The following is a 19,388-nucleotide window of genomic DNA, read 5'->3' as shown; positions in this document are numbered from 1 at the left end:
CGGCCAAAGGCACGAAGCCAGTCAGACGACGGGTCACGCTCACCGCTGCCGGCCGTCAGCCCATCACTGAAGGACCGACCCGGCCAGCCTCACAGTCAGCCGAAGGCGGCGACCGTCCGGTCCAGGTAGTCGTTGCGGAAGGCCCCCTGGGGGTCGAAGCGGCGGACGAGCCGGCGGAACTCGCCCATCCGCGGGTAGAGGGCGGCGAGCTCGTCGGCGCCGGTGGTGAAGAGCTTGCCCCAGTGCGGGCGGGCGCCGTACGGGCGCAGCGCCGCCTCGATCGCGGGCAGCAGCGCGCGCACCCGCTCCTCCTCGGGCCGCCAGGTGAAGTGCAGCGCCAGCACGTCCTGGCCGTACGCCGGGCTCAGCCACAGCTCGTCGGCCGCCACCGTGCGCAGCTCGCTCACCTGGAGCAGCGGCGTGATCCGGTGCGCGAGCGCGCGCAGCGCCTCGCACGCGGCGCGCCCGTGCCGCCGCGGGACGAAGTACTCGGTCTGCAGCTCCTCGCCGCTGCTCGGCGTGAACTCGGCGCGGAAGTGCGGCAGCCGCTCGTGCCACTCACCGGGCAGCCCCAGCTGGTCGGTGAGGTTCTCGATCGGGGTGCCCGGGAGCATGTGGGTGGGTTCCGTCGCGGCGCGGGCCCCGAAGAACTCCTCCGGCACGACGCCGGGCTCGTCCGTGCGGGCCTTGACCCACACCTGGGTCACCTCGCGCCAGTCGGTGAACACGCTGACGCTGTAGGCGGCGTCGGCGACGGCGTCGAGGTCTGCGAACAGCCGCTCCCAGGTCAGCCCGACGAAGACGTCGGTGCGCACCCGGAAGGCGGGCTGGTACCGCAGGGCGACCCGGGTGACCACGCCGAGCGCGCCGAGGTGGACCACCGCGCCGGCGAAGCCGGGGTCCCCGGGCGACAGCCGCACCAGCTCGCCGTCGGCGCGGACCAGCTCCAGGCCGACGACGGCGGTGCTGAGCGAGCCGTTCCGGTTGCCCGAGCCGTGCGTCCCGGTGGCCGTGGCGCCCGCGACGGTGATGTGCGGCAGCGAGGCGAGGTTGTGCAGCGCGGAGCCGTGCTCGGCCAGGCGGGGCACCACGTCGCTGTAGCGCGCACCACCGGGGACCCAGGCCGTACCACCCTCGCCGTCCGGGGCGGGCTCCAGCTCGACCTCGCCGGGCAGCCGGTCGAGGGCCACCAGGTCGGCCGGGGTGTCGGCGATGTCGTTGAAGCAGTGGCGGGAGCCCAGCGCCTTGACCCGCTCGCTCCCGGCCACGACCGCCTGCAGCTCGGCCAGGCTCGCCGGGCGGTGCAGCCGCGCGGCCCGGTAGGCGACGTTGCCCGCCCAGTTGGTCCCCGGCTCGGTGGGGGCGGCGGTCGACGTCTCGGGCATGCTGGCTCGCGATCTGCTGGGGGCCGGCGGCCGGGTGACCCGCCGGAGGTCCGATGATCCCCGACCGCGGCGGGAGCCGCCGAGCCCTCGCCCCCGCCCCGCCGGGCCGTTAGCGTGCGACGGGTGGCGATCTCGGTGGACGAGCGGCCCGGTGCGGGCCCGGCAGGACCCCTGACCGACGACGAGCTGCAGGCGCTGGACGCCTGGTGGCGGGCGGCGAACTACCTCTCCGTGGGCCAGATCTACCTGATGGGCAACCCGCTGCTGCGCGAGCCGCTGCGGCCGGAGCACGTGAAGCCGCGGCTGCTCGGGCACTGGGGCACCACCCCGGGCCTGAACTTCGTGTACGCGCACCTCAACCGGGTCATCCGGGCGCGCGACCTCTCGATGATGTACCTGATGGGGCCGGGGCACGGCGGCCCCGGCCCGGTCGCGGCGGCGTGGCTGGAGGGCACCTACAGCGAGATCTACCCCGACGTCTCGCAGGACGAGGCGGGGATGCGCCGGCTGTTCACCCAGTTCTCCTTCCCGGGCGGCATCCCCAGCCACGTGGCGCCGGAGACCCCGGGCTCGATCCACGAGGGTGGGGAGCTCGGGTACGTCCTCTCCCACGCCTACGGGGCGGCGTTCGACAACCCCGACCTCGTCGTGGCGGCGGTCGTCGGCGACGGCGAGGCCGAGACCGGCCCGCTGGCCACCAGCTGGCACTCGAACAAGTTCCTCGACCCCGCCCGCGACGGCGCGGTGCTGCCGATCCTGCACCTCAACGGCTACAAGATCGCCAACCCGACGGTGCTCGCCCGCATCGGTGACGAGGAGCTGCTGGAGCTGCTGCGGGGCTACGGCCACGCCCCGCGGCTGGTGGCCGGCGACGACCCCGCGGTGATGCACCAGCAGTTCGCCGCGGTGCTGGACGAGTGCCTCGACGAGATCGCCGAGATCCGGCGCCGGGCCCGCCAGGAGGGCGACGCCACCCGCCCGCGCTGGCCGGTGGTCGTGCTGCGCTCCCCGAAGGGCTGGACCGGCCCGGCCGAGGTCGACGGCGTCCGCGTCGAGGGCTCCTGGCGGTCGCACCAGGTCCCGTTCGCCGACGCGCGGGGCGACGACGGGCACCGCCGGGTGCTGGAGGAGTGGCTGCGCAGCTACCGCCCCGAGGAGCTCTTCGACGCCGACGGCACCCCGGTGCCCGCCGTCCGCGACCTGCACCCGGTGGGGGAGCGGCGGATGAGCGCGACGCCGCACGCCAACGGCGGGGCGCTGCTGCAACCGCTGCGGCTGCCCGACTTCCGCGACTACGCCGTCGACGTCCCCGAGCCCGGGACCGGGGCGGTGGAGGCCACCCGCGTGCTGGGCACGTTCCTGCGCGACGTGATGCGGCGGAACGGGTCCACCTTCCGCGTCTTCTCGCCCGACGAGAACAACTCGAACCGGCTGGGCGCGGTGCTCGAGGCGACCGACCGCACCTGGGTCGCGGAGCGCCACCCCGACGACGACCACCTCGCCCCCGACGGCCGGGTCATGGAGATCCTCTCCGAGCACACCTGCCAGGGGTGGCTGGAGGGGTACCTGCTCACCGGCCGGCACGGGTTCTTCTCCTGCTACGAGGCGTTCGTCCACATCGTGGACTCGATGGTCAACCAGCACGCCAAGTGGCTGAAGACGACCAACGGCATCCCGTGGCGGCGGCCGATCGCCTCGCTGAACTACCTGCTCACCTCGCACGTGTGGCGCCAGGACCACAACGGGTTCTCCCACCAGGACCCGGGCTTCATCGACCACGTGGTCAACAAGAAGGCCGAGGTCGTGCGGGTGTACCTGCCCCCGGACGCCAACACCCTGCTGTCGGTCGCCGACCACTGCCTGCGCAGCCGGCAGTACGTCAACGTGGTGGTGGCCGGGAAGCAGCCGGCGCTGCAGTACCTGGACATGGACGCCGCCGTCGAGCACTGCACCAAGGGCATCGGCATCTGGCAGTGGGCGAGCACCGACGCGGGCACCGAGCCCGACGTCGTCCTGGCCTGCGCCGGCGACGTGCCGACCATGGAGACGCTCGCGGCCGTCGAGATCCTCCGCGGCCTCTTCCCCGACCTGCGGATGCGCGTGGTCAACGTCGTCGACCTCATGCGGCTCCAGGACGACCGGGAGCACCCGCACGGCCTCTCCGACCGCGAGTTCGACTCCTACTTCACGACGGACAAGCCGGTGATCTTCGCCTACCACGGCTACCCCTGGCTGATCCACCGGCTGACCTACCGGCGGGCCAACCACGAGAACCTGCACGTGCGTGGCTACGTGGAGGAGGGGACGACGACCACCCCGTTCGACATGTGCGTGATGAACCGGATCGACCGGTTCGACCTGGCGATCGACGTCATCGACCGGGTCCCCCGGCTGCGCGACGTGGGCGCGCACGCCCGCGACCGGAGGCGTGAGGGTCCTCGTCGTCAACGCGGGGTCGAGCAGCCTGAAGCTCGCGGTCGTCGACGACGACGGGACGGTGGCGGCGGGGACGACGGTGGAGGGCTGGCGGGGCGAGGGCGACCTGGCGCCGCTGACGGAGTTCCTCGCCGGGTGCGGCCCGGTGGACGCCGTCGGGCACCGCGTGGTGCACGGCGGCCCGCGGCACTCCGGCCCGGCGGTGGTGGACGACGTGCTGGTGCCCTACCTGTGGTCGATCAGCCACCTCGCCCCGCTGCACAACCCGCGTGCGCTCGCGGGCGTGCGGGCGGCCGGGGAGCTGCTCCCCGGCGTGCCGGCGGTGGCCTGCTTCGACACGACCTTCCACGCCACCCTGCCGCCGGCGGCGGCCACGTACGCGGTGCCGCGGGAGTGGAACGAGCGCTACCAGCTGCGCCGGTACGGCTTCCACGGGCTCTCCCACGCCTGGGCCGTGCGGCGCGGCGCCGAGCTGGTCGGGCGCCCCGTCGAGGAGCTGCGGATCGTCTCCTGCCACCTGGGCGCGGGTGGCTCGCTGGCCGCCGTGCGGGGCGGGCGCTCGGTCGACACCACCATGGGCTTCACCCCGCTGGCCGGCCTGGTCATGAACACCCGCCCGGGCACGCTGGACCCCGGGCTCGTGCTGTGGCTGCTGGAGCACGGCGGCGTCCCGGTGCCGGAGCTCTCCGACGTGCTCGAGCACCACGCGGGCCTCAAGGGCCTGTCCGGCACCTCCGGCGACCTGCGGGAGGTGCTGGACGGGGTGGCCGCGGGCGACGCCGACTGCGTGCTCGCCCTCGACGTCTACCTGCACCGGCTGGTGCGCGAGGTCGCGGCGATGACGGCGGCCGCGGGCGGGTTGGACCTGCTGGTGATGACCGGCGGGGTGGGCGAGCACGCACCCCGGGTGCGGGCCGCCGTCGCCGGCGCGCTGCCCTTCCTGGGGCTGGCGCTGGACCCCGGCCGCAACGAGGTCGCCGCCACCGACGCCGACGTCAGCGCCGACGGAGCGGCGGCGCGGACGGTGGTGGTCACCGCCCGGGAGGACCTGGAGATCCACCGGCAGGTGGTGGAGCTGCTCGGCGGCTGAGGTCACCGGCCGGGCGGGAGGTCCCACGCGAGGTCGGCGACCCGGAGCTCGGCGTAGCGGTACGGCCCGTCCGGGAGGTGCCACACGGCGGCCCCACCGGTCATCCGCGGTATCCCGTCCACGACGCGCCAGCCGTCGACCGGCGTGCTCCACGTGGTGCGCACCGGCCCGCCCGGCAGGTCCGCCCAGCGGTCGTCGCTGCGGACGTCCCGCGGCCGGGCGTCGTCGTCGAGGAGCACGGTCGCCCGCACGGTCCGCCCGGCGTCGGTCACCGCGACGGAGAAGCCGTCCTCCCCGGCGTCCTCCCACCTCGTCCGCGGGTGGACGAGCATCGCCGGCGCGAGCAGGACCGCGTCGTCGAGCCAGGTGGTCAGCTCGCCGACGTCGAACTCCGGCCCGGAGCCGTCGGCGACGGTCACCACACCGAGGGCCTTGCCGAGCATGCGCCCGGCGCCGTCCTGGTAGGTGTCCCACCCCCACATCGGGACCACGCCCCCCACGAGCAGACGCATCCGGAACAGGCGGGCGACGTCGACGGCGGAGTTGTACTGCCAGGCGTCCAGCGGCAGCCACGGCCCGCCGGGACGGAGCCGGAACCGGCCGACCAGGTGCGCCCGGAGGGACCACGTCCGGGGCCGCCCGAGCACCCCCATCGCCCGCAGGTACCGCGCGGCCGCCGGGGGCAGCGGGGCGAGATCGGCCTCGGAGACGGTGCCCGGGGTGGGCGGGCCCTGCGGCAGGCCGCTCGCGGCGACCCTCCGGCGGAAGGGCCGCGGGGGCCGGCCGTGCGGGACGGTGCCGCGACCCGCTGACGTGGAGGTGAGCATGGGTTCCTCAGGGGCGCTGCCGGAAGGGGTGACGCCGCGAGGGCGTCCGGGCGGGGCCGACGCTAGGGCGACCGGACCGTCCCCGGCACCGCCCGACGGCCCCGGGCCCCGGGACCGAGGTCCCGGGGCCCTCAGGTGCGCACCTGGTCGTCGGTGCGACCCCGCTCCGCCGCAACCGGGCGACGGCGCCACACCGGCTCGAGCACGGCGTCCTCCTCCGGGGTCGCGACCGCGAACGGGGGGTCGGCCGGCGCCGGCAGGGCCTGCCGCCCCTGACCCCGGGTGGCGCGGAGGCTCAGCCAGACCGAGGTGCCGATGATCGTCGCGACCACGGCGAGGCTGATCGTCGTCGGGATGTAGAAGACGTCGATCTTGAGCAGCATCTTGATGCCGACCCACACCAGCACCAGCGCCAGCCCGGTCTTCAGGTACACGAAGCGGTGGATGAGGTCGGCGAGCAGGAAGTACATGGCCCGCAGCCCGAGGACGGCGAAGGCGTTGGCCGTGAAGACGAGGAAGGGCTCGTCGGTGACCGCGAAGATCGCCGGGATCGAGTCGACGGCGAAGAGGACGTCGGTGACCTCGACCAGCACGAGCACCGCCAGCAGCGGGGTGGCGAGCAGCTTCCCGCCGCGGCGGACCAGGAACCGCTGCCCGTGGTACACGTCGGTCATCGGCACCCAGCGGCGGAACAGCCGGAGGACGCGGGACCGGTCCGGGTCGAGGTGGTCGTTGCGCTGGCGGAGCATCCGGTAGCCGGTCAGCAGCAGGAACGCGGCGAAGACGTACAGCACCCAGCCGAAGCTGGCGATCAGCACCGAGCCGCCGGCGATGAACAGCCCGCGGAACACCAGCGCGCCCACCACGCCCAGGAACAGCACCCGGTGCTGGTACTCCCGGGGGACGGCGAAGTAGGTGAAGAGGATGGCCCAGACGAACACGTTGTCCACGGCCAGCGACTTCTCGATCAGGTAGCCGGCGTAGTACTGCTGCCCGAGCTCGGCCCCGTAGGACCACCACACCCAGGCGCCGAAGCCGACGCCGATCGCCACCCACACGGCCGACCAGGCGGCCGCCTCCCGCACCCCGATGACGTGGGCACGGCGGTGGGCGAACAGGTCGACGGCGAGCATGCCGAGCACCAGGCCGAGCACGGCGGCCCAGAGCCACAGGGGGACGTCCACGAGCGCTTCTCCTCCGGTCGGTGGGGCCAACCGGAGGTCTCTCCCGGCCCCTGCCGGGGCCCACCTCGCCGGGACCCACGGGGACCCGTACTGACGACGAGGTGCTGGGGGGTACTCCCCTCCGCGAGAAGAGTGAAGCACAGTTCGTACATCGGGCGCCACCGCGGGCGCCCCGGTGGCCACGGCGACGGAGCTCGGGTGCCGTCCGGGTCGCCCGCCGGCTCGCGGCCCGGCAGCGCTGCGGACGTCCCGGCCGAGGGGGCCGGAGGTCCCTGTCCCGGCGGCGGGCGGTTCCGGCAGCGTGCCGTGGTGGGCGCCCGCCGGGCACCCGGCTGCGGGGAGGTGCGGTGAGCGGGACGACGCCCGGTGCCGTGGCGGCCCGGCAGGTGCCGGCGCGGCCCGCACGCGTGCTGCTCCGGTCGGGGGTGCCGGCCGTCCTGACCGCGCTGGGGCCGCGGGACGCCGCGGAGCTGCTGGACCTGCACCGGCGGCTGCCCGACCGCGACCGCTACCTGCGCTTTGCCACCCTGCACCCCGGGGACCTCGAGGGGTACGTGGTGCGCACGCTCGACCCCGACGGCGGCGCGCTGACCCTGGGGGCGCGGGTCCGGGGCCGGCTGGTGGGCGCCGTCCAGCTGCTCCCGGCCGGCGGCGACCTGGCCGAGGTGGCGGCGGTGGTGGACCCCGCGCAGCGGCACGAGGGCGTGGCCACGGCACTGCTCGAGGAGGTCGCCGCCGTCGCGCTGCGCTGGGGGGTGCGGCGGCTGCAGGCCTACGTGCTGGCCGAGAACGGCCCGATGATGCAGGTGCTCACCGGCCTGGGCATGCCGATGGCGACGACGCGCGAGGGCACCGGGACCGCCGTCGAGATCGTCCTGGACCCCGGTGACCGCTACCGCACGGCCGCCGAGGACCGCTTCCGGACGGCCGCGGCGGGCGGCCTGGACCCGGTGTTCCGGCCGCGGGGGATCGCGGTCGTGGGCGCCGGCCGCGGCGAGCGCTCGGTGGGCCGCGCGGTCCTCCGCAGCCTCCGGGCGGCGGGCTTCCCGGGGCCGGTGCACGCGGTCAACCCGCACGCGGACGAGATCGAGGGCTACCCCTGCCGGGCGTCGGTGCGCGACGTCCCGGCACCCGTCGACCTCGCCGTCCTGGCGGTGCCGGCGGCCGGCATCGAGGAGGTCGTCGCCGAGTGCGGCGAGGCCGGCGTGCGGGCGCTGGTGGTGCTCTCCGGGGGCTTCCCCGGCGTCCCGGGGCTCGGTGGCCGGGTCCGGGAGCTGGCCGACCGGTACGGCATGCGGATGGTGGGGCCCAACAGCGTCGGCGTGGCCTCGCCCGGCCCGCCGGCCCACCTCGACGTGACCTTCGCCGGCCAGGCCGTCCCGGTGGGCGACGTCGGCCTGGTGGCGCAGTCCGGCGGGGTCGTCATCGCGGTGGCCGCCGCCCTCCAGCGGCTCGGGCTGGGGCTGTCGGCGATGGCCGCGATCGGCGACGCCCACGACGCCGGGGCCCGGGACGTGCTGGCCTGGCTGGACCAGGACCCGGCCACCCGGGTCGTCGTCCTCTACGCGGAGTCCGAGCCCGACCTCCGGGGGCTGGTCCGCACCGCGGAGCACCTGGCCCGCCGGGTGCCCGTGCTCGCGCTCGAGTCGGCCACCTCCACCGCGGGTGCGCGGGCCGCCGCGTCCCACACCGCCCGGTCGGCGTCGCCGCACGCCGTCCGCGAGGCCGCCTACGCCGCGGCCGGCATCCAGCCGGTGGCGGACCTGTCGACGCTGACGGCCGCGGTCGGGCTGCTGCGGGGGCAGCCGCTGCCCCGCACCGGGACGGTCGTGGTGCTCACGAACGTCGGCGGCGGCGGAGTGCTGGCGGCGGACGCGTGCGCCGCCGAGGGGTTGCCGCTGGAGCCGCTGCCCGACGACCTGCGGGCGCGGCTCGCCGCACTGCTCCCGCCGCTGGCGAGCACCGTCAACCCCGTGGACGCCGGCGCGGCGGTCACGCGGTCGGAGTTCGCCGCCGCGCTCCGCGTGCTGACCGGCGACCCCCGCGTCGGGGCGGTCGTCACCGTGACCGTCCCCACGGCCGTGAGCGATCCCGGCCCGGCCGTGCCCGCCGTGCTGGCCGCCGCGGTCGACCCCGCACCCGTGGTCGACGTGCGCCTGGCCGGGGACGGCGTCGCGTGCGCCCTGCCCCTCCCCGGCGGGAGCCGGTTCCTGACCTCGGTCACCGAGCCCGCCGTCGCTGCCCGGGCGCTCGGGGTGGCGTGGCGGCGCGCCGCGTGGCTGGGCCGTCCGCGCGGGGCGGTCCCCCCGGCGTCGGGCGACGTCGTGGCCGCGCGGGCCGTGGTGCGGGCCGCGCTCGCCCGGGCGCCGGAGGGCGACTGGCTCCTCCCGGACGAGGTCGCCGCGCTGTGCGACGCGGCGGGGCTGCGCGTGGTCCCGACCTCGTGGGCGGAGGGGCCGGAGGAGGCGGCGGCCGCGGCCACCGGGCTCGCCGGGCCGGTGGCGGTCAAGGGCGTGGTCCGGGGTGCGGTGCACAAGGCGGATGCCGGCCTGCTCCGGCTGCCCGTGGCCGCCGGGGACGTGGCCGGGATCGTCGCGGCGTGGCAGCGCCGCGCCGCGGGGGACTGGCTGGGTGCGGTGGTGCAGCCGGTCGTGCCCGCCGGGGACGAGTTCCTGGTCGGCGCGGTGCACGACGAGGCGGCCGGTGCCGTGGTGGTGCTCGGGCCCGGCGGCCGGGCCACCGACGCGCTCGGCCACCGCGTGCACCGCCTGGCGCCGGTCGGCGAGGCGGACGTCGCGGAGATGCTGGCGGGCACCGGCCTGTTCGCCACCGTGCACGGGCGGACCCTGGCCGCCGATGCGGTCGCCAGGTGCCTGCGGCAGGTCGCCTGGCTGGCCGACGCGCTGCCGGAGGTCGCCGAGATCGACGTCAACCCGCTGGTGGTGACGCCGCAGGACGCGCAGGCGCTGGACGTGCGCGTGCGGGTCCGCCCCGTGCGCGGTTGACCGGGGCGCTCACGCGGGCGCGGTCGACCGGGACCTCGCCGGGGCGCCGGTCGGCACGACCTGGACGGGGCACCCGGCGCGGTGCAGCACCGCGTTGGTCGTGGACCGCAGCCCGCCCAGCACGCCGCCCCACCGGGAACGGCGTCCCACCAGGAGCAGTTCGGCGGTCAGCGAGGCGGACAGCAGCACCTCCGCCGCGCGGCCGCGCTCGACGACCTGCCGCACCGGGACCTGCGGGTACCGCGCGGTCCACGGCGCGAGCACATCGGACAGCAGGTCCTCCTCGCGCCGCTGCGCGGCCTCGTCCCCGACCAGGGGGTCGAGCGCGAGGTGGGCGGGCCCCGGGGCGGGGTGCCGCCAGGTGTGCACGGCGACGAGCCCGCACGCGCGGTCGGCCGCTGCCCGGAACGCGGCCGCGACCACGTCGTCGTCCGTGCCGTCCTCCACGCCGACGACGACGCCGGCCCGGCCGCGGACCGTCCTGACCGCCCGCCGGGGGACGACGAGGACCGGGCAGGCCGCGCCACGCACCACGCCCGCCGCCGTCGACCCCAGCAGCACGTCCTCGAGCGAGCCGGTGCTCTGCGAGCCGAGGCAGAGCAGCTGCGCCGACCGCGAGGCACCGACCAGCACGTCGACGGGGTCGCCCTCGACCAGCCGCGGCCGCACGGCGAGCCCCGGGTGACGCCGGCGGAGCTCGTCGACGGCGGTGTCCAGCGCGAGGTCGGCCGCGACCCGCAGGACGGCGCGGGTGTCGAAGCCCCGGGGGCCGGGGACGCGCTCGCCGGGGCGCCACGGGAAGACGAGCACCGGCTCCACCGGCACACCACGGCGGACCGCCTCCTCACCGGCGGCGCGGCACGCCGCCGAGGCGTCGGCGGAACCGTCCACGCCGACGGCGACGGGCCGGCCCACCGCCGTGCCGGTCACGCCGGCACCCCCGGGGAGCGCCGGGCCGCCTCCAGGAGCAACCGGCGCTCGGCGGCCGCCAGCGCGTGCCGGGTCGCGCCGACGGCGGAGGGCTCCACCGACACCGAGCCGATGCCGGCCCGGACCAGGTGCTCGACGAACTCCGGCCGCCGGGACGGGGCCTGGCCGCAGAGCGACGAGGGGACGCCCATCCGCCGGGCGGTCGCGATCACCGAGCCGATGACGGCGAGCACGGCCGGATCGGCCTCGTCGAAGAGGTCGGCGAGGTCCGCGGAGTCGCGGTCGACCCCGAGCACCAGCTGGGTGAGGTCGTTGCTGCCGATGGAGACGCCGCCGATGCCCAGGCCGATGTACTCCGGCAGCCAGTACGCCACCGACGGGACCTCGGCCATCACCCACCGGCGGAGGCCGCGCTGGCGCCCCAGCGGGCTGGCGTCGATCAGGTGCAGGCACTCCTCCAGCTCCCAGCGGGTGCGCACGAACGGGACCATGACGGCGACGCCGGGGAACTCCTCGCGGACCTGCGCCAGCGCGGCCAGCTCGAGCCGGAGCAGGGACGGGTCGTGGACGTACCGGATGCAGCCGCGGAGCCCGATCATCGGGTTGTCCTCGACCGGCTCGTGGGCCGCCCCGCCGGCCAGCCCGCGGAACTCGTTCGAGCGCAGGTCCGCGGTGCGGTAGACGACCGGCCGGGGGGCGAAGGCGGCGGCGATGGTGCGCAGCGAGCCGGCCAGCGCCGCCACCACCTCGTCGGCCTCGCCACGCGCGATCATCTCCGACGGGTGCCGGCCGCGCAGCGCCCGCGTCAGCAGCAGCTCGGCCCGCAGCAGGCCCACGCCGTCCACCGGGAGCGCCGCCGCGGCGGCCGCCTGCCCGGGGTCGGCGAGGTTGACGTGCAGCCCGGTGCCGGTGGTCTCCACCGCCTCCTGCGTCCCGGCCGACCGGGACGGCGCCGCCGTCGCCGGGGCCGGAGCGTGCCGGCCGGCGAGCACCACGCCGGCGTCCCCGTCGACGGTGACCGCCGTGCCGTCGGAGAGGGCGGTCGTCCCCGTCCGGGTGCCGACGACCGCGGGAACGCCGAGCTCGCGGGCGACGATCGCCGCGTGGCAGGTGATCCCGCCGCTGTCGGTGACCACCGCCGCCGCGCGGCGCATGGCCGGCATCCAGTCGGGGTTGGTCAGCGGGGCGACCAGCACCTCGCCGTCCTGCAGCCGGTCACCCTCACCGGGGGAGTGCAGCACCCGGACCCGGCCGGACGCGCGGCCCGGCGAGGCGGCCAGGCCGCGCAGCAGGGGCGCGGTGCCGGGCTCCCCCCCGGTCGGGTCGGGTGCACCGCGGCCGAGCGTGGTGACCGGCCGGGCCTGGACCAGCCAGAACCGCTCGTCGTCGGCCGCCCACTCGACGTCCTGCGGCCGCCCGTGCAGGGCCTGCACCCGCAGGGCCAGGCCGGCGACCTCGACGGCGTCCTGCTCGGAGAGCACCGGGGGGCCGCCAGCATCGACCGGTGCGGTGCGGTCGGCCCCGTCCGCACCGCGGACCACCTGCACCCGCTGGGTGCCCCGGTGCACCCCCAGCAGCCGGGGACCGGCGGCGTCCAGCACGTAGGTGTCGGGCTCCACCTCGCCGCTCACCACGACCTCGCCCTGGCCCCAGGCGGCCTCCACCACCACGCGGTCGCGCCGGCCGCTGACGGGGTCGGCGGTGAAGGCCACCCCTGACCGGCGGGCGGTGACCATCAGCTGGACGACGACGGCCAGGTCCGGGACGTCGGTCTGGCCCCGCTCGGCCCGGTAGGCGACCGACCGCGGGGCGAAGACCGAGGCCCAGCAGTCCACGACGGCGCGGAGCACCGCATCGGGACCGGCCACGTTGGTGAAGCTGGCGTTCATCCCGGCGAAGGAGGCCTCGTCGCTGTCCTCGCCGACGGCGGACGAGCGGACCGCGACGGGAGGGTCCTCCCCGAGGGCGGCGTACGCGGTGCGCAGCTCCGCCACGAGGGCCGGGGGCGCCCCGGCACGGTGCACCAGGTCCTGCACCGCCCGGCACTTCCCCGCCAGGCCGTCGCGGACGGCGGCGGGTGCGCCGGGCCGGGCCGCGGCGAGCGCCGCGTCGTGCCGCCGGGCCAGCTCCGCGGTGAGCCCGGCCGTCGCGACCGCCGTGCGCAGGGCGCCGGCCGTCACCACCACGCCGTCCGGGACCGGGAGACCGGCGCCCAGCAGCGCCCCCAGGTTGGCCCCCTTGCCGCCGACCCGGTCGACGTCCGCCAGCCGGACGTCGGCCAGCCGGGCGACCAGCCCGGTCCGCTCCGGCGCCTGGGCGGTCACCGCCGCACCTCGTGGTGGCGGGCGGTCGACGGGGTGCGCACCTGTCCTGGCATGGCTGCTCCTCTCCCGGGGCGTCTCGGGCCCCAGCCTGCTGGGGTGACGCCCGCGCGACCCGGGTCCGGGGGCCCGGCCCGGCACGGACCTAGGGCCCTCGGGGAGCGGACCGGCGCCCACCGGGCGCGCCGCCGGACCTTCGGCCCCCCGGCGACGGACGAGCGGACGTGGTGGCGGCCCCGGCACCACGGCTGGACTGACCGGGCACCCCCCCCCGACGACGAGGAGACGGACATGTTGGCGCTGGTCTACTACGGCCCCGGTAAGAGGTCCTGGGAGGAGGTGGCCGACCCCCGCATCGAGGACCCGGAGGACGCGGTGGTCCGGGTGGACGCGTTCACCATCTGCGGCACCGACCTGCACATCCTGCGCGGTGACGTGCCGGAGGTGGCCAGCGGCCGCGTCCTGGGCCACGAGGCGGTCGGCACGGTGCAGGAGGTCGGCCCCGGTGTGCGCACCGTGCGACCCGGTGACCGGGTGCTCGTCTCCTGCATCACCGCCTGCGGTCGGTGCCGCTTCTGCCGCGAGGCCCGGTACGGCCAGTGCCAGGGCGGCGGCGGGTGGATCCTGGGGCACACCGTCGACGGCGTGCAGGCCGAGGCGGTGCGGGTGCCCTTCGCCGACGGCTCCGTGCACAGGCTCCCCGACGACGTCTCGGACGAGGCCGCGCTCATGCTCGCCGACATCTTCCCGACCTCCTACGAGGTGGGGGCCCTCAACGGTGGGGTACGGCCCGGCGACACGGTGGTCATCGTCGGCGCCGGACCGATCGGCCTGGCGGCCGTCATGACCGCGGGGCTCTACAGCCCGGAGCGCATCGTGGTCGTCGACCCGGTGGCGAGCCGGAGGGCCGCGGCGACCGCGTTCGGCGCCGACCTGGCGCTGTCGCCCGACGACGCGGTGGCCGAGACGGTGCGTGGCCTCACCGGTGGGCTCGGCGCCGACGTCACCGTCGAGGCCGTCGGGCTGCCCGGCACGTTCGACATGGCGGTGGAGCTCGTGCGGCCCGGCGGGCGGGTGGCCAACGTCGGCGTCCACGGCCGGCCCACGACACTGCACCTCGAGGACCTCTGGATCCGGGACGTCACGATCACCACCGGGCTGGTGGACACCTCCTCCACCCCGATGCTGCTCCGCATGCTGCGCGCCGGTCGGCTGGACGCCGGGCGCATGGTGACCCACCGGTTCGGGTTCGACGAGGTGCCCCGGGCCTACGACGTGTTCGACGACCCGGTCGCCTCCGAGGCGCTCAAGGTGAGCATCTCCCGGAGGTGACGACGTGCGGGGGCCGTCGGACCAGCGGTCCGGCGGCCCCCACCGCGTGCTCAGGAGCCCTGGCCCGGGGGCCAGGGGTGGTCCAGCGGCTCGATCGTGTCGGCCAGCGGGCGGCGGCCGGTGCGCGGGACGGGCTCGGCGCTGATCGGGGCCCACCCGAGCCGCACGACCATGTGGGGCTCCCCGCCGTCGGCCAGGACGTCCCGCAGCCGCGCGCGCGTCTCCGGCACCTCCAGCGGCTGGCTGATCGGATCGGTGGCCAGGCCCTGGCGGGTCGCCGTGAGGAGGACGGCGCTCAGCGCCTCGCCCGCCCGGAGCTGCTCGACCGGGTCGTCGGCCGGGGTGGCCAGCACCGCCAGCACCGCCAGCACCGTGCCGTCGGACTCCTCCTCACCGAGGGCGTTCTGGCCCTGCTCCCCGGCCCCGAAGTGCCGGACCGGTACCACCCCGTCCGGGCTGCCGGGCACGTTGGCCGCCGGGACGCCCTCCCGCGCGCCGCGGGACCGCCCGGTCCACGTCGCCGTCTCCTGCGCCAGGCCGGGGGTCAGGGCCTGCTCGACGCCGGCGTGCTCGACGAGGCGGGCCACGAGGTCCCGCTGCGCGGAGCCCTCGAGCACCTGCAGCTGCGCGCCCTGGCCGTCGGCCGCGTCGCGGAGCTCCTCGAGGAACTCCGGCGGGACCGGCCAGGTCGAGAACACCCGCCGGTCGCTGTGCCGCCGCTCGATGGCCTGCGCCAGCGCGAGGTCCGGGGGCATCGGCCGCCCGTGCGCCAGCTCCACGGCGGCGAGGTGCTCGGGGTGGTGCGGATCGGGCAGCCGGTGGACGGTGGAGCCCAGGCCGGCGGCCAGCAGCGCCACGCGGAGGTGGTGCAGCGCCGCCCCGCAGCTGTACCGGAGGTCCCGGCCGTCGGGGTCCGTGGCCGGGAGCGCGCGCCCGGGGTCGGCGAAGAGGTGGACGGAGTCGTCCCCGATGCGCCACCGCCACGGTTGCGAGTTGTGCACCGAGGGGGCGCGGTTGGCGAGCGCGATGGCCGCACGGGCCGTCGTCCGGTCCAGGTGGGTGGTCAGCACGTCAACTCCTCGATCGGCCCGGTTGCGGGCGGGGTCCGTCCGGTGCCGCGCGTCGCCCGGGCGGCGCCGGCTCCCCGGGCCGCGGTGCGGCGTCGTCGAGCCCGTCGGCGACCGTGGCGGCCCAGGCCCGGATCGCCGGCCGGTCGCGGTGGTCACCGGCACCCGTCCCGGTCAGGCGGTAGAACACCCGGCCCCACAGCGGGGAGCGGGCGAGGTCCACCACACCGGCGAACATGTGGTGGTCGCGAGGGCGGAAGCCGCGCGGGAAGCCCTGCTCGATGCGTCGCAGCTCTCCTGCGCTCAGGAACCGCGCGCGCCGGCTCCCGTACGGCTCGGCCAGGCCGCCGACGCTGAAGCACCAGGTCGGTCGCCCGGAGGCCGCCGCCCGGCCCAGGAACTCCAGCGCCGGGGGCAGCCACGCCATGTCGTGCACCGCGCTGCCGACGACGAGGGCATCGGCGTCGTGCGGGTCGAGGTCCGGGCCGGCCGGCCGGCACGTCGTCTGGTACCCCCGGCCGGTGAGCACGGCGGTGATCTCCTCGGCCACCTCGGCGGTGGACCCGGCAGCGGAGGCGTGCGCGACGGTGACCCGGAGCGGTGCGTCCATGGCGCCACGGTGCCCGAGCGGCCACGTGCCCGGGAGGGACGGAGGTCCCCGGCGGGCCGCTGGCGGGCCCTGCCCGCGTCGCCGGTCGGCGGTGCGAGGTCGGGAACTTCGGCCCTGCGCCACCCGGCCGCTGGGTCCCTAGCGTTGCCCGGACGGGGGCGCCCGCCGGTGCCGCCCGACGGCCGCGCCCGGGTACGGGCGGACACCCCGCAGGATGGTCGCGTGAACACCGAGCAGCCCAGCCCCGTCAAGGTCTTCCTGGTCGACGACCACGAGATCGTCCGCCGGGGCGTCGCCGACGTCCTGGAGGGCTCCGGCGAGATCACCGTGGTCGGCGAGGGCAAGAACGCCGCGGAGGCGCTGGCCCGGGTCCCGGCGCTCCGGCCCGACGTCGCCGTCCTCGACGTGCGGCTGCCCGACGGTGACGGCGTGACGGTCTGCCGCGAGCTGCGGTCCCGGATGCCCGACCTCAAGGTCATCATGCTCACCAGCTACAGCGACGACGAGGCGCTCTTCGAAGCGATCATGGCCGGCGCGTCGGGTTACCTGCTCAAGCAGATCCTCGGGCAGGACCTGGTCAGCGCCGTCCGCACCGTGGCGGCAGGCGGCTCGCTGCTCGACCCGACCGCGACCACGGCCGTGCTGGAGAGGATGCGCCGCGCCGCCGAGCCCGCGGGGCCGCTGGCGAAGCTCAGCGACCAGGAGCGCACCGTGCTGGAGCTGATCGGGGAAGGTCTCACCAACCGGCAGATCGGGGAGCGCATGTTCCTCGCCGAGAAGACGGTGAAGAACTACGTCTCCCACCTGCTGGCCAAGCTGGGCCTGGAGCGACGGACCCAGGCGGCCGTGCTCGCCGCGGAGCTGCGCAACGCGGCCCCCGGCGGCCGGCCGCGCTGACCGCGGCCCGGCTCAGCGGACCGGGGCGCTCCAGCGCAACCGGCTCCCGCCGTCGGGCAGCGCGGCGACCAGGGCGGCGCCACCCCGCCGCTGGGCCCGGTCGGCCAGGTTGCGCAGCCCGCTGCGTGCCGCGCCCTCGTCGATGCCGCGCCCGTCGTCCACCACCTCGACGACCACGTCGTCGGTGACGTCGAGCGTCACGGTGACGTGCCGGCCGCCGGAGTGCCGAGCGGCGTTGCTGACCGCCTCCCGCACGACCGCCAGCACGTCCGCGGCGAGCTCACCGGACACCAGGCTGTCGACCGCCCCCGACATCCGCACGGTGGCGTGGACGGCGTCGCCCGCGGTCTTGGTGACCACGTCGAGGAGCTGCCGGCGCAGGCTCTCCCCGGAGGAGTCGGTGGTGTGCAGGTCGAAGATGGTCGTCCGGATGTCGCGGACGGTGCCGTCGAGCTGCTCGACGACCCCCTGGATGCGGCGACGGGCCTCGTGGTCGGCGACGCGCGGCATCACCGACTGGAGGGCCAGCCCGGCGGCGAAGACGCGCTGGATGACCAGGTCGTGGAGGTCCCGCGCGATGCGGTCGCGGTCCTCGTAGACGTCGAGCCGGCGGGAGAGCCGCTGCCGGGCGGCCAGGTCCAGGGCGACCACCACCTGGTCGGCGAAGGCGCCGACCAGCGGTCGCAGCGAGTCGGGGAACGGGGGCGCCCCGGCCCGCCGGGCCAGCACGACGACGGCCGGGCCGGCCTCCGAGCCGCGCAGCGGGACGCCGAGGCAGGGGCCCCAGCGGACGTGGGCGTTGGGCCCGGTGTAGTCCACTACGGAGAGGTCGACGGAGGCGACGGCCCCCGCCGCGTCGACCGCTCCGAGGACCGGGCTGTCCACCGGCCGGATGCGCTCCCCGACGGTGTCCTCCAGCTCCAGGACGCTGCACTGGCTGGTCACGGTGTAGCGGCCGTCCGCCGGGTCGGGGCCGCTGAGCACCCAGGTGGCCTCGGCCCCGGTGAGCCCGGTGAGCCGGTCGGCCACGAGGCCCAGCGCGTCCTCCGGGGAGGTGGTGCCCAGCAGGGACTCGCGGATGTCGGACACCGCCGTCGTCCAGCGGCGCCGCGTCTCCGCCTCCTCGAACAACCGCGCGTTGTCGATCGCGATCCCGGCGGCGCCGGCGAGGGCGGTGAGCACGGCCTCGTCCTCGGCGGTGAACTCACCGGACGCCTTCTCCGTCATGTAGAGGTTGCCGAAGACCTCGCCGCGGACGAGCACCGGGACACCGAGGAAGGTCCGCATCTCGGGGTGGTGGTCCGGGAACCCCACGGACGACGGGTGCTGGCGGAGGTCGGCGATCCGCAGGGGGTAGGGCTCGGTGATGAGCTGCCCGAGGACACCCTTGCCCTCGGGGAGGTGCCCCATCCGGGCGGCGAGCTCGTCGTCGATGCCGACGTGCAGGAAGGCGGCCAGGCCGCCGTCCCGGCCGAGGACGCCCAGCGCCCCGTAGCGGGCGTCGACCAGGCCGGTCGCGGCCTCGACGATCCGCCGCAGCGTGGTGTCCAGGTCCAGCCCCGTCGACACGCTGAGGAAGGCGTCGAGCAGGTGCTGCACCCGCGCCTGCGTGCGGGCGACGACGCCGAGCCGCTCCTGCACCTCGTCGAGCAGCTCGGTCAGGCGCATCCCCGACAGCGCGGCGGCGGCCTCCGGGGACGCAGAACTCCCACGGCGGGCCGGCGGCACGGCGGAGCGGCCCTGCACGTCCGGCCCGGTCTCCGCCATGGGCCCAGCCTGCCACCCGTGCCTGCGGGGTGGAAGACGCCGCGGGCCGAAGCGGTACCGGATCGCTCAACCGAGGCGGTCATCCTCGACCCGCCACCCCCGCAGGAGACCGATGCGGACGCTGACGAAGCACCGTCCCGCGGTCAGCGCGTCCGGGAAGAGCCGGAGGGCCGCGAGGCCCTCGGCCTCGGCCGGGTCGGCGACCACGCGAGCCGGGCCGACCACGTTCACCCCCCAGCCGCCGAGGTCCCGCGGGCGGTAGGAGTCCACCGCGAACGCGACGACCGCGCCGCGGACGGCGGGGACGAGGGCCGATCCCGTGCACGTCGGGATGACCACGGCGCCGTCGTGCACCGCGAACGGGACCGGGACGATGGCGGGCAGGGCACCCGTGGTGACCGCCAGCCGGCCCACCTCCGCGGTGCGGAGCAGCGACCGGCACTCGTCCTCGTCGAGCACCCGGGCACCCACGGGCAGGACCCCGGGCGGGAGGGACAGCTCACCCACGGACCCACCTCCGATCCCCGCGCCGGGCGG

13 protein-coding genes and 1 pseudogene are annotated in these 19,388 nt (G+C 76.6%); 5 read left to right on the top strand and 9 right to left on the bottom strand.

Annotation, left to right across the window (positions count from 1 at the left end):
• Positions 1-95: 95 nt before the first annotated feature.
• Positions 96-1,385 (bottom strand): D-arabinono-1,4-lactone oxidase, encoded by a 1,290-nt coding sequence (locus E9565_RS04110; RefSeq protein WP_236834141.1) that lies wholly within the window; start codon positions 1,383-1,385, stop codon positions 96-98.
• A gap of 114 nt (positions 1,386-1,499) precedes the next feature.
• Here E9565_RS04110 and E9565_RS23500 point away from each other — a divergent pair.
• Both E9565_RS23500 and E9565_RS04100 read left to right on the top strand, forming a co-directional pair.
• Positions 1,500-3,800, top strand: a pseudogene (locus E9565_RS23500) (phosphoketolase); the annotation flags it as partial.
• Positions 3,801-3,813: 13 nt separating this feature from the next.
• On the top strand, positions 3,814-4,911 hold the full coding sequence (locus E9565_RS04100) for an acetate/propionate family kinase (RefSeq protein ID WP_236825974.1): 1,098 nt from the start codon (positions 3,814-3,816) through the stop codon (positions 4,909-4,911).
• A 2-nt stretch (positions 4,912-4,913) separates the two neighbouring features.
• On the opposite strand, the gene E9565_RS04095 is transcribed toward E9565_RS04100, so the two are convergent.
• Both E9565_RS04095 and E9565_RS04090 read right to left on the bottom strand, forming a co-directional pair.
• The gene (locus tag E9565_RS04095; protein ID WP_236825973.1) at positions 4,914-5,738 is read right to left on the bottom strand and encodes a DUF6544 family protein; all 825 of its coding nucleotides are present in this window, start codon (positions 5,736-5,738) and stop codon (positions 4,914-4,916) included.
• A gap of 131 nt (positions 5,739-5,869) precedes the next feature.
• The gene (locus E9565_RS04090) at positions 5,870-6,922 is read right to left on the bottom strand and encodes a TerC family protein (RefSeq protein ID WP_236825972.1); all 1,053 of its coding nucleotides are present in this window, start codon (positions 6,920-6,922) and stop codon (positions 5,870-5,872) included.
• A 347-nt stretch (positions 6,923-7,269) separates the two neighbouring features.
• Between E9565_RS04090 and E9565_RS04085 the strand changes: the two genes are divergently transcribed.
• Positions 7,270-9,927 carry a GNAT family N-acetyltransferase gene (locus E9565_RS04085; RefSeq protein WP_236834139.1) on the top strand — a complete coding sequence of 886 codons (2,658 nt, stop codon included), beginning with the start codon at positions 7,270-7,272 and terminating at the stop codon, positions 9,925-9,927.
• 9 nt (positions 9,928-9,936) lie between these two features.
• Here the strand turns inward: E9565_RS04085 and E9565_RS04080 are convergent, their stop codons facing one another.
• Both E9565_RS04080 and ppsA read right to left on the bottom strand, forming a co-directional pair.
• Positions 9,937-10,857, bottom strand: coding sequence for a universal stress protein (locus tag E9565_RS04080; RefSeq protein ID WP_236834138.1), 921 nt, complete (start codon positions 10,855-10,857; stop codon positions 9,937-9,939).
• Entirely contained in the window at positions 10,854-13,181 is a 2,328-nt protein-coding gene (gene ppsA / locus E9565_RS04075; RefSeq protein ID WP_236834137.1) for a phosphoenolpyruvate synthase, read from the bottom strand. Before ppsA ends, E9565_RS04080 begins: the two co-directional genes overlap by 4 nt.
• A gap of 288 nt (positions 13,182-13,469) precedes the next feature.
• Between ppsA and E9565_RS04070 the strand changes: the two genes are divergently transcribed.
• The gene (locus E9565_RS04070) at positions 13,470-14,510 is read left to right on the top strand and encodes an alcohol dehydrogenase catalytic domain-containing protein (RefSeq protein ID WP_236825968.1); all 1,041 of its coding nucleotides are present in this window, start codon (positions 13,470-13,472) and stop codon (positions 14,508-14,510) included.
• A gap of 50 nt (positions 14,511-14,560) precedes the next feature.
• Here the strand turns inward: E9565_RS04070 and E9565_RS04065 are convergent, their stop codons facing one another.
• The gene (locus E9565_RS04065) at positions 14,561-15,580 is read right to left on the bottom strand and encodes a hypothetical protein (RefSeq protein ID WP_236834136.1); all 1,020 of its coding nucleotides are present in this window, start codon (positions 15,578-15,580) and stop codon (positions 14,561-14,563) included.
• Between the two features lies 1 nt (position 15,581).
• Positions 15,582-16,187 (bottom strand): flavodoxin domain-containing protein, encoded by a 606-nt coding sequence (locus tag E9565_RS04060; RefSeq protein ID WP_236834135.1) that lies wholly within the window; start codon positions 16,185-16,187, stop codon positions 15,582-15,584.
• A gap of 222 nt (positions 16,188-16,409) precedes the next feature.
• Here E9565_RS04060 and E9565_RS04055 point away from each other — a divergent pair, with 222 nt between their 5' ends.
• Entirely contained in the window at positions 16,410-17,084 is a 675-nt protein-coding gene (locus E9565_RS04055) for a response regulator transcription factor (protein WP_236825965.1), read from the top strand.
• Between the two features lie 12 nt (positions 17,085-17,096).
• Here the strand turns inward: E9565_RS04055 and E9565_RS04050 are convergent, their stop codons facing one another.
• Together E9565_RS04050 and E9565_RS04045 are read right to left on the bottom strand one after the other, a co-directional pair.
• Positions 17,097-18,851: a GAF domain-containing protein gene (locus E9565_RS04050; RefSeq protein ID WP_236834134.1), complete on the bottom strand. Its 1,755-nt coding sequence runs from the start codon at positions 18,849-18,851 to the stop codon at positions 17,097-17,099.
• A 66-nt stretch (positions 18,852-18,917) separates the two neighbouring features.
• Positions 18,918-19,358 (bottom strand): pyridoxamine 5'-phosphate oxidase family protein, encoded by a 441-nt coding sequence (locus E9565_RS04045; RefSeq protein ID WP_236825963.1) that lies wholly within the window; start codon positions 19,356-19,358, stop codon positions 18,918-18,920.
• Positions 19,359-19,388: the final 30 nt, after the last annotated feature.

Origin of the sequence: Blastococcus sp. KM273129 (assembly GCF_021698995.1) — a bacterium.
In the GTDB taxonomy this organism is placed as follows: domain Bacteria; phylum Actinomycetota; class Actinomycetes; order Mycobacteriales; family Geodermatophilaceae; genus Blastococcus.
The sequence above is the reverse complement of the archived record's forward strand: the minus strand, read 5'-3'. Positions and strand labels throughout refer to the sequence as shown.